The organism is Maribacter corallii (genome assembly GCF_047345415.1).
Lineage (GTDB): Bacteria > Bacteroidota > Bacteroidia > Flavobacteriales > Flavobacteriaceae > Maribacter_C.
Genome location: NZ_JBLFEP010000019.1, coordinates 1 through 1,895, shown reverse-complemented (window position 1 = coordinate 1,895; position 1,895 = coordinate 1). Strand labels below are relative to the sequence as shown.

The following is a 1,895-nucleotide window of genomic DNA, read 5'->3' as shown; positions in this document are numbered from 1 at the left end:
CGAGAATATAGTAGGTCGTGTCATAGAGGACCCTGCGGTACGGTTGTCGGACATAGCCATGATCACCCCCGAGGAGCGCGATGAGCTTTTGTACGGGTTCAACGACACGGCGGTCGATTATCCCAAAGAATCTACACTTGTGTCCCTTTTCGAGGAGCAGGTAAGGCGCACTCCCGACGCTATAGCATTGGAACATAATGATATATCCATCACCTATAAAGAACTGAATGAGCGCACTAATCAATTATCGCGATATCTAAGGCTTAAAGGGTTCGAAGAAGGTTCGGTCATCGGGTTGATGATCGAACGATCGATAGAGCAGATTGTAGGTATCATAGGTATCCTTAAGGCAGGGAATGGCTATTTGCCTTTAGATTCATCTCTTCCAAAGAAACGGATTGATTATATGTTGCTAGATAGTAATACCACTGCTTTGATTGTTGACAAGGAGAATATTCTTTATCCAGATTTAGTTGAAGTTATCAATATCAAAAGTGATAAGATTAATAAACGAGGAAAGAATAATCTAGGGTTATCAATACCATCGAATTCCCTGGTCTACGTAATATATACATCAGGAAGTACCGGTACACCGAAAGGGGTAATGGTAAATCATCGCTCTATAGTTAACCTTGTTTACTCTCAACAAGTACTATTTGGAATAAATGAAACAGATAGAATCCTACAATTTTCGACAATCGTATTCGATGCATCTGTAGAGCAGCTATGGTTGGCGCTGACGAATGGACTGCCCCTTATTTTGGCCGATAAAGCAATTATGCTGGACAGGAGTTTATTTAATGACTGTCTTTTGACTCACAAAGTAACTCATCTACATGCGACGCCCTCATTTTTGGAAGTAATATTTCTAGACAAGCCTAATTTTATTAGAAGAGTTGTTTCCGGTGGCGAGGAATGTACATCCGATCTAATTGAACGCTTTAATTCCTCTTATGATTTTTATAACGAATATGGACCTACGGAAACAACAGTTACCTCAATAGTCTGTAGGATAGACGAGCTGTCGCAAGGAAATAGGATACCCATTGGAAAACCAATAAGTAATACCCAGGTTTATATATTGGATTCTTTTAGAACGTTATTACCCAAGGGGACCATAGGGGAGTTGTATATAGGTGGCGATGGGCTCAGCATGGGATATTTAAATAATGAAAAATTAACTAACGAGAAGTTTGTCCCGAACCCTTATCGGGATGGCGAATTCATGTTCCGAACTGGCGACCTAGTTAGGTGGTTGCATGATGGGAATATGCAGTTTTTGGGCAGGATAGATAATCAGGTAAAACTCCGAGGCTACCGAATAGAATTGGGTGAGATTGAGAACTATTTATTGTCGCATGTAGGTGTTGAAGATTCTGTTGTTTCAGTAATAGAGGAACAGGGTGATAATTACTTGGTGGGGTATTATGTATCTAAGGAAGAACTGTCGTCCTCAGACCTTAGAAGGCATTTGTTACTTCACTTGCCAAATTACATGATTCCATCGTATTACATACATCTTAATAATTTACCGTTGACCTCTAATGGTAAGGTCGACCGCAAGGCCCTTCCTGATCCTGTATTCACCGCGAGTGTTGATTATGTTGCACCTTCCAATAATATAGAGGAACAACTTGTGGGTATATGGAGCGATGTATTGAAGCTCGATAGGGGATCCATTGGTGTCACCCAAGGTTTTTTTGCTTTGGGAGGGAATTCTTTAAGTGCTATGGTTTTAGTTAATAAAATCAATAAAGAATTTGAAGTACTACTACCCTTGCGTGAGATATTCAGTCACCAGGACATTCGCAGTTTGGGCCAGTACCTGAGCGGTTCCGAAAGATCTCTTTATCGGTCTATACCCGTGGCACCTGAGAAGGGTCATTACGCGCTTT

1 protein-coding gene is annotated in these 1,895 nt (G+C 41.0%); it reads left to right on the top strand.

Translation table 11 applies throughout. The features are described 5' to 3' along the window. On the top strand, positions 1-1,895 hold a 1,895-nt coding region (locus tag ACKWCA_RS23910), incomplete at both ends, for a non-ribosomal peptide synthetase (protein ID WP_413980774.1).